Below are 8,724 nucleotides of genomic sequence, written 5' to 3' on the forward strand. Positions count from 1 at the left end.
GGCACCAGGGGTAGGGGAGGGAAGAACAGAAGTTTTTTCCGATCATTACCCGTCAAAATAAATTTGACGAACTACTAGGTGAACACAATAAAACCAAACTGTGTAAAGAAACGTAAAATCGCTGAAAACCTCTTTACTCTTGCCTCTTGCCTCTTGCCTCTTTCTCCTTCCATTCCTTTTTTCCTGACTCAGTGACTCCTGGGCGCAGTCCCGCAGTCCCTGCGCCCCTACATCCTGATGAGAGTGACCGAAATGACGGGACACAAGCCCCGTCCTTCTAGGACGGCTTTTCTTGATTCTTAATATACTCTTTTAATATTTCTAGTGGCGCACCACCGACTGAAGTGGCAAAATAGCTGGGACTCCATAGAGATTCTTTGTGGGGTTTTTTATATCCGGCTTGTCCAGTGCAGACCAATATATAATTAATTTACAGCCCAATGATAGCATTAACCATGAAAGCCAGATATCAATTCCGTTTCTACCCTACAGACCAACAGCAAAAGCTTTTAGCTCAATTGTTTGGTTGTGTTCGCGTGGTTTGGAATGATGCACTGGCTATTTGTAAACAAGCAGAAAAACTACCAAGTAACAACGACTTGCAAAAGTTGGTTATTACTCAAGCAAAAAAAACTATTGAGCGGCAATGGTTGTCTGATGTTTCTAATATTCCTTTGCAACAATCGGTTGCAGATTTGGGAGTTGCCTATAAAAACTTTTTTGATTCGCTAAAAGGGAAACGCAAAGGTAAAAAATTAGGTCGTCCTAAGTTCAAAAAGAAGACTAATCAGCAGTCAGCACGATTTAGAATCGGTGGGTTTTCAATCAAAGGGGATGAGGTTTATCTAGCCAAAATTGGTAACGTTAGCCCGATTTGGTCAAGAGATTTACCCTCCGCTCCTAGCTCTGTAACAGTAATAAAGGATTGTGCTAACCGTTATTTTCTCAGTTTTGTAGTAGAAGTTGAACCCGTTAATATTGATGCTAAAAACCAAAGTATCGGTATTGATTTGGGGATAAAAACTTTTGCTGTCATGAGCAATGGAGAAAAAGCCCAAAGCCCCGATTACTCAAAATTAGACAGGAAGATTCGCAAACTTCAGAAGAAATTAGCACGGCAACCAAAAGACTCACAACGAAGAAATAAGACCCGAATTCAAATTGCAAAACTACATAACGAAATAGCTGATACCAGAAAAGACTTTTTGCACAAATTATCCTCCAAAATAGTTGGCGAAAATGAAGTTATCGTTTTAGAAGATTTGAATGTATCGGGCATGGTTAAAAATCGCAAACTTGCTAGGGCGATTAGTCTTCAGGGATGGAGAGAGTTTCGGACGTTATGTGAAGCTAAATCACAGAAGTTTGGCAGGACATTTCACGTCATTAATAGATGGGAACCGACCAGCCAAATTTGCTCTGAATGTGGCTACAAATGGGGGAAACTTGATCTAAAAATTCGGTCGGTTAAGTGCCTGAATTGTGGGACTGAACACGACCGAGACGAGAACGCCGCAAAAAATATAAATAAAGCTTGCACTGAGCCAAGCCGAAGTGTCGGGATAGGGCATTGCCACGACTCTAAACGGGCGCAGAGACAGAGTAAGACTAGCAACGGTTAGCGTCAGTCAGTGAAGCGTCAAGAATCACCGCACCTTCAGGTCGGTGAGTATGTCAATTTCTCATTCATTTCTGCTGTAAGCTCGAAGATAGCAGTTAAAATAATTGCAGTGTAATTTAGCTAAATTCTTACACCCAAATTTATGGATAACCTGATACTGCTCAAGTCCACAACCCGTCATGTTCGCATTTTTGCGGCAGAAATGGACAAAGATGAACTGATTCCGAGTAATCAAGTGTTGACACTAGATATTGATCCAGACAACGAGTTCAACTGGAACGAAGATGCTTTGCAAAAAGTTTATCGCCAGTTTGATCAACTGGTAGAAGCATCTAGTGGCGAGGATCTGACAGATTATAACTTACGCCGGATTGGTTCAGATTTGGAGCATTATCTGCGATCGCTCCTCCAAAAAGGTGAAATTAGCTATAATCTCTCCAGTCGGGTTACTAACTACAGTATGGGACTACCCCAAGTAGTAACCAGTAGCAATCAATAAATATAGTACATACTTACTTAGTCCTGGCGAAGATAATTCGCCGGCTATGTCAAGTTTCAGTGACAGATTGAGAATTAGTTCTGCTATCGCTACATATTCTCATAACAATAAAAGTTATGATGAATTTGTGGGTTGCTAAAAATATGCGCGGTAGTAACTATAGCTACCAAATACTGTTGAAGAAAATGCTAATTGCAGAATCGGTGGGAAAACTATGGAAAATGATGCGGTAACGCTCTGCTGCCCAAATGAATATTGTCAATCGGCTAATCCCCTCACCCACAAATTTTGCCAGCAGTGTTCCACTCCCTTGCCGAAGCGTTATCTCTGGGCTGTGGGCAGTGATTTTAGCCACTGTCATCCTGGCTCTATTTTAAGCGATGCGGGCGCTCGCTATTTAGTCATTAATAAATCCATACTTTTAGATATCAAACCTGGTTTATTGCCCGAAATACCTGAATTAGATAATTTAGAAAAAATTAGACCCTACCTCAAACTAATTACCCATCGTCTCCACATCCCACAAGTTTATGGAGTCCTCAATTTAAGTAATGGGCAGACCAAAACAGAAATACTACTATTAGAAAAACCACCATTAATAGTTAATGCAAGCATTACTCAAGTCAGTCTATGTCAAAGCTTAGACGATTCTTGGAGTCAAGCCTCATCAATGCGTCAAATTCATTGGCTGTGGCAATTAGCTAATCTGTGGCAGCCCCTAGTCATTGAAGGCGCAGCATCTAGCCTCTTAGATAATTCTGTATTAAGAGTAGAAGGGGTACTAATTCGCTTATTAGAATTACGGTTCGATGACAAAAACTCGCCGACATTATGCCAATTAGGAGAATTTTGGCAGCAACTGATCCCAACTACTAAACCAAATATTGCTCCATTTGTGCAGCAAGTATGTGATTGGTTAATTAAAGGAGAAATTAACTCATCGAGTCAATTAATTAAAATTTTAGATCAGGGATTGAGCCAATTAGCAAAATCTCAAACAGCTACAATTAAAATCTACACTAAAACAGACCCAGGACCGAGCCGCCCCCGTAACGAAGATGCTTGTTACCCCGCTGGGGACACTTTAATCACTAAATCACCGCAGGAGAACACCCTAGCTATTGTTTGTGATGGTATTGGTGGACATGAAGGCGGTAACGTGGCTTCCAACCTCGCAATTGAAACTATTTATAAACAAGTCAAAGAACTGACTTCAGTTCCCACCGACAACATAGATCCATCCTTACTACTTTTGGACCTAGAACGGACAGTAGCCAAAGCTAATGACAAAATCAGCCAGCGTAACGATAACGAACATCGTCAAGGGCGACAACGCATGGGAACAACTATTGTCATGGCTTTACCTATTGCCCATGAAATATATATTGCCCATGTCGGTGATAGTCGTGCCTATTGGATTACTCATCATGGTTGTCATCAAGTTACCTTAGATGATGATGTCGCGTCCCGCGAGGTCCGTTTAGGCTATGCTCTTTACAGGGAAGCTTTAGAACACAGGGGTTCTGGTTCATTGGTTCAGGCATTGGGAATGAGTAAAAGTACCTCACTGCACCCTACATCTCAACGCTTTATTGTTGATGAAGATGCTGTTTTCTTACTCACTTCCGATGGTCTGAGTGATTTTGATAGAGTGGAAGAATCTTGGGAAACTGAAATATTACCTCTTCTCTCTGGAAAAACAAGTATAGAAGATGTTGCCCAAAGATTAATAGAAATTGCTAATACTAAAAATGGACATGATAATGCCACTATTGCCTTAGTACATTATCATGTTGAATACTCTGAACCAGAGACGATAATTACAGCGGATATTTCTCATCTTTTACCTGACACAGAATTATACTCAGCCGATGATGATACAGCCAATGGGCAGAGTTTTATTAATAATCCAAAAACTCAAGTTATTTCTGAACGCAAGACTGCTAAACTTTCCCAATTACCATTACAGTTGTTTATTCTCTTAGGGTTGACGTTATCATCTGGTTTGTTGGGATATTGGTTTAAACTCCAAATTAAGTCACCAACAACAACTTCTTCTCCGTCTCCATTTTCTAGTCAACAACCCACAAATCCCTCTAATCCTCGATAAGTTTTCTGTCCACTCATGATTCCCATGATGATGATTACCAAGATTTGCCATAAATCGTCACGACTTCCTTGCTTTCCTCGTGGATCTGGTACTTCCTTGAGATAATCTACTAAACTTTTACTCATTTTCTACCTCTTTTGAACTTTTTGACTAAAATTATCTACTAAATCCTTTCCTATGATTACTGTTTACTTTTATAGCTTCCTTACTCATTCTTGAAACAGCCCTGCCCTTGCAAAGGGGAGGGAACTAAATTTTCCGGTTTATTGAAAATCCAGTTCCCCTCCTCGCTTGCGGGGAGGGGCTAGGGCTGGGGTTTTATAGTAACCAACAGGCAATTTCCAACTTGTGTGTACACCATAGCTTTGTCAAGGGGAGGGGGCTGATGATGTATTTCATTTAAGTGCATACCGCTATATCAGGAAGGGACAGAAAATTACTTATGTTGTATGATAAAGGTTATACAGTCATCTGCCACAGATTATGATCTGCTGTTTAAACCCGGATTGTTCCCAACCTATCAACCCTGATGATCACAAGTTCTGTCAATCTTGCAGAACCCCGTTAATAGCATTATTAATCAATCGCTTTCGAGTATTGCGGGTGCTTTCTGCTGAAGGTGGTTTTGGGAGAACCTATTTAGCGGAAGATACTCAAAAACTCAATGAAACTTGTGTAATCAAGCAACTTGCACCTAAACAGTCAGGAACTTACGCTTTAAAAAAAGCCACAGAATTATTTATTGAAGAAGCTAAACGTCTACAAGATTTAGGAGAACACCCACAAATACCAACGCTGTTTGCTTATTTTGAAGATAATGGTTTTCTCTATTTGGTACAACAGTTTATTAAAGGGGAGAATTTATTAGATGAATTAGCACAAAAGGGAAAATATAACGAAAATCAAATTCGGGAATTATTACTAGATTTATTACCATCTTTAAAGTTTATTCATGAGTGCCAGGTTATTCATCGGGATATTAAACCACAGAATATCATGCGCCGAGCCAGCGATGGTAAGTTGGTATTAATTGATTTTGGGGCTTCTAAACAATTAACTACCACAGTTCACACCCAAATAGGAACACGAATAGGTACTCATGGTTATAGTCCACTGGAACAAATTCAGCTTGGTGAAGCTTATCCAGCCAGTGATTTATTTGCTTTAGGTGCAACTTGTTTTCATCTTTTAACAGGGGTTCATCCTTTTAATTTATGGACAAGAAATGGTTTTAATTGGGTGAATAATTGGCGACAACATTTACCTAGTCCTGTGAGTCAGGAATTGGGTAAAGTTTTGGATAAGTTGTTGGAAGTTGAGATTCTAGAACGGTATCAATCTGCGGATGAGGTCATCAAAGATTTACAAATTCCTCCTACATTTGTTGTATCTCCAGGGGGAAATAAAAATTCATCTTTGAGAAATTCTAAAACTAGAATAAATAGTAAAATAGATCATCTGTTGTTTATTATCTTAGGGTTAACGTTATCATCTGGTTTGTTGGGATATTGGTTTAAACTCCAAATTAAGTCACCAACAATAATAATTTCTTCTCCGTCTCCATTTTCTAGTCAACAACCAACTTTGACGGCACAAAGAACTTTAGAAAATCTCTCTCCTAATTGGGTGATTCAAGCTAATAGTCCCATAACCTTAAATAAGCAAACTTTCTCTGCTAAAAGTTTTTTCCAAGTTATAGATAAAAAACCTAATCCTAATGATGGAAATAATCCAGATGTAAGTTTGCGTGTTTGTCAAAAATCTAATCCTGCACCAGAAACTCTTAAAAGAGTGCAACTGAAATTTTCCGAACTGCAAGCTTTAGCTAAAGACATCTCTATTTTACAATCAGATCAATCTAGTATTTGTGAATAGGGAACAGGGAGCGGGAAGTAGGGGGAGTAGGGGGAGTGGGGGGAGTGGAGGGAGTGGGGGGAGTGGAGGGAGTGGAGGGAGTGGAGGGAGTCGGGGGAAAAATAACAACTGACAACTGACTAAATTCGCTACTTCTGCCTAAAATATCTGTATCTGTGTTTTGAACGTTTAGTTTCTACCAATCCATGTCCAGCCCGAATTTGGCAATGCTTTCGGCGAGTATAGCGATCGCCCGCCTAGTAAATACTAGCACAGATCACTTCGCTATTTGGGTAGTCAAAGCACCATATCCCAGTGGCTATGTTCTCCGTGATTGTGTTTTCTCCCCTGAACTTAATCAAGTTTGGCAAGAATGGCAACAAATGTTTGCTGGTCATAGTCCCCTGGATATTCCTTCCTATTCAATTTCTTCATCAGTTAATACATTGCCATTAACTGTAATTTCACCCACTGAAGGTCAAAGGACAAGTCCCTATAGTAGTCGTCTAATGCAATCCTTGGGTATCAATCTCTGGGGATGGATATTTGATGGGGCGATTCTGAATAGTTGGGAACGGAGTCGGGGTATGGCTATGGGTCAAAAGACTCAATTACGCTTTCGGTTAGAAATTCGTGATCCTGATCTAATTGCCCTCCCCTGGGAAATTATGCAGCGGGAAGTTGGACAATCCGCCATATCTCTTTCCCAAGATGTTTTATTTAGTCGTACCATCAGCGCAGTTGAACCATTACCAGAATTGCGGACTGACCGGGCGGTAAATATTCTGCTGGTGTTAGGACATAATCATAAATTACAACTAGACCAGGAAGCGTCTTTACTAAAAAAGACATTGTTAGAAGGTCATCCTGGGGGCAAAACTGCCGCTGGATACGCACCTTGTACAGTAAAAACCCTGATTCAACCGACAAAGGCAGAATTAATTCAGGAGTTAGAAACTAAAGTTCATAATGTGTTTTTTTATGCTGGTCACGGATTACCAGATCCAGATGGAGGCTCATTATTTTTAGGAAATGAACTCAAAATTAATGGCATAGAATTAGCTCAGGTTTTAACGCGAACAGGCATAAAATTGGGAGTTTTTAACGCCTGTTGGGGAGCGCAACCAGCAGCAGTTAATCACCAGGCTATCCCGGCTAGTAGTTTGGCTGAGGTGTTGATTCGTCATGGTGTGCCAGCGGTATTGGGGATGCGTGATGAAATTGCTGATGTAGAAAGTCATAGTTTTATTCAAACTTTTGCTTCCAGTTTGCGATCGCGTAAATTAATTGATGAAGCAGTGGCAACTGCCAGACAAGAACTATTGACACTGTATAAATTTAATCAACCAGCTTGGACATTACCAGTTCTCTACCTCCATCCTGATTTTGATGGAGAACTGATTAAAGATGTAGACGAAGGAGTCACAGAACTACCAAATACGGCGATTTCTGACCTAGTTACCCCCATTAATACAGCTTATTTGCGATCGCTCACACCAGGAGGCAAAATTTGGTTATTACGTTCTGGAGTTACCCGCATCGGTCGCACAAAAGAGAATGATATTATCATCCCCGAAATTTATATTTCCAGACACCACGCAGAAATTTTATGTCGGAAGACTCTCAAAGAAAATACATCCATGACCACTTATTACCTACAGGATTTGTCTACCTATGGGACAACCTGGTATTTAAGCCCTAATGGTTGGCAACAAATCCTCCGGGAAGAAGTACCTTTAACATCAGGAATGCAGTTAATGTTTGGGAGTTCTAAAGGTGAAATTTGGGAATTTATTCGGGAGGATTCCATCAGTAGGGGCGCAGGGCCTGCGCCCAAAAGTCAGGAGTAAAAACCAGTTGATCATGACTGCTGTATTTTGCGGAAATTCAATTCTTGAGTTTGTAGCTGTCAATAGAACCCATAAATTAATAGTGAGAAAAAAATGAAACCCCACACTAATGATTTAAATATCTTAAATATTGCCCCATCAAATGTAGATTTAGAATTTATAGAAGCACTGTTAGAGCCTGAAGATGCTGCTTATCCCTGGAATTTAGCTGATGAATCTTCAGAAGCTTATTTTCATAACCTAGAACTACAGTTTGGGTTGCAAGATTTTTCAGATTTAGAACTGAGTACAAGTACCGATAATTTTTATCAAAATCTAGATACAATTTGGGATCAAGTTGCTGTTCTTGAAAATAACAGTAGCAAAAATACCGTTAATTATCTTCAGGAAGTTTTGCAGAACGCTTTTTCAGTTATTCCTAGAGGTTTACTCACTGCAATCGCTCAAAAAGCTACTGAAGTTTCTATTCTTGAACAATCAGCTAGTGAGAAATTAGTGGAATGTGTCCAAGCTTTACTACCTAGTTGGGAAGTAGATGATCTGCTGGTTTTAGCTCGTCCTTTTGCTTACGCAATGCGAAGTAGTGAACCACATACATTGACATCACTAATTAGAGATTTTGAAGAGCGGGATTGGGCAAATTTATCAGAAATAGAACAAGCAAAAATTACCTTAGCGATCGCTGATTATGCCCTCCAACATCGCTCAAAACCCGATTCTCAACCCTAATTTTTACTCTGCCTCAAGTCCAGAGATTAGCTAATTTATCACCTCTCGCCCCCTACTCCCC

At 40.1% G+C, this 8,724-nt stretch carries 6 protein-coding genes and 2 pseudogenes; 6 read left to right on the forward strand and 2 right to left on the reverse strand.

Features of this window, described 5'->3' with window-relative positions; translation table 11 throughout:
• Nucleotides 1-277: 277 nt before the first annotated feature.
• A pseudogene (locus AN486_RS25265) lies at nucleotides 278-406 on the reverse strand (transposase); the annotation flags it as partial.
• A gap of 34 nt (nucleotides 407-440) precedes the next feature.
• Between AN486_RS25265 and AN486_RS25270 the strand changes: the two are divergent.
• The 3 genes from AN486_RS25270 to AN486_RS25280 all read left to right on the forward strand — a co-directional run bounded on the left by AN486_RS25270 (nucleotide 441) and on the right by AN486_RS25280 (nucleotide 4,230).
• Nucleotides 441-1,622 carry an RNA-guided endonuclease TnpB family protein gene (locus tag AN486_RS25270; protein ID WP_081424202.1) on the forward strand — a complete coding sequence of 394 codons (1,182 nt, stop codon included), beginning with the start codon at nucleotides 441-443 and terminating at the stop codon, nucleotides 1,620-1,622.
• A 141-nt stretch (nucleotides 1,623-1,763) separates the two neighbouring features.
• Nucleotides 1,764-2,120 carry an NAD(P)H-quinone oxidoreductase subunit M gene (locus AN486_RS25275; RefSeq protein WP_027400788.1) on the forward strand — a complete coding sequence of 119 codons (357 nt, stop codon included), beginning with the start codon at nucleotides 1,764-1,766 and terminating at the stop codon, nucleotides 2,118-2,120.
• Nucleotides 2,121-2,334: 214 nt separating this feature from the next.
• A complete protein-coding gene (locus AN486_RS25280; protein ID WP_290602919.1) occupies nucleotides 2,335-4,230 on the forward strand; it encodes a PP2C family serine/threonine-protein phosphatase in 1,896 nt (631 codons plus the stop codon).
• On the opposite strand, the gene AN486_RS25285 is transcribed toward AN486_RS25280, so the two are convergent.
• A complete protein-coding gene (locus tag AN486_RS25285) occupies nucleotides 4,197-4,355 on the reverse strand; it encodes a transposase family protein (protein WP_290602920.1) in 159 nt (52 codons plus the stop codon). The genes AN486_RS25280 and AN486_RS25285 overlap by 34 nt on opposite strands.
• Nucleotides 4,356-4,713: 358 nt before the next feature.
• Here AN486_RS25285 and AN486_RS25290 point away from each other — a divergent pair.
• The 3 genes and pseudogenes from AN486_RS25290 to AN486_RS25300 all read left to right on the forward strand — a co-directional run.
• Nucleotides 4,714-5,595, forward strand: a pseudogene (locus AN486_RS25290) (protein kinase); the annotation flags it as partial.
• Nucleotides 5,596-6,311: 716 nt separating this feature from the next.
• On the forward strand, nucleotides 6,312-7,934 hold the full coding sequence (locus tag AN486_RS25295) for a CHAT domain-containing protein (RefSeq protein WP_290602922.1): 1,623 nt from the start codon (nucleotides 6,312-6,314) through the stop codon (nucleotides 7,932-7,934).
• Nucleotides 7,935-8,027: 93 nt separating this feature from the next.
• Nucleotides 8,028-8,663, forward strand: coding sequence for a hypothetical protein (locus AN486_RS25300; protein ID WP_290602921.1), 636 nt, complete (start codon nucleotides 8,028-8,030; stop codon nucleotides 8,661-8,663).
• Nucleotides 8,664-8,724 lie beyond the last annotated feature (61 nt).

This window comes from Anabaena sp. AL93 (genome assembly GCF_001672085.1).
GTDB lineage: Bacteria > Cyanobacteriota > Cyanobacteriia > Cyanobacteriales > Nostocaceae > Dolichospermum > Dolichospermum heterosporum.

Excerpts from the sequence above, each read along its gene's own strand:
- AN486_RS25285 (WP_290602920.1), bottom strand. The coding sequence starts at position 4,355 with ATGAGTAAAAGTTTAGTAGATTATCTCAAGGAAGTACCAGATCCACGA.
- AN486_RS25300 (WP_290602921.1), top strand. The coding sequence starts at position 8,028 with ATGAAACCCCACACTAATGATTTAAATATCTTAAATATTGCCCCATCA.
- AN486_RS25275 (WP_027400788.1), top strand. The coding sequence starts at position 1,764 with ATGGATAACCTGATACTGCTCAAGTCCACAACCCGTCATGTTCGCATT.
- AN486_RS25270 (WP_081424202.1), top strand. The coding sequence starts at position 441 with ATGATAGCATTAACCATGAAAGCCAGATATCAATTCCGTTTCTACCCT.
- AN486_RS25295 (WP_290602922.1), top strand. The coding sequence starts at position 6,312 with ATGCTTTCGGCGAGTATAGCGATCGCCCGCCTAGTAAATACTAGCACA.
- AN486_RS25280 (WP_290602919.1), top strand. The coding sequence starts at position 2,335 with ATGGAAAATGATGCGGTAACGCTCTGCTGCCCAAATGAATATTGTCAA.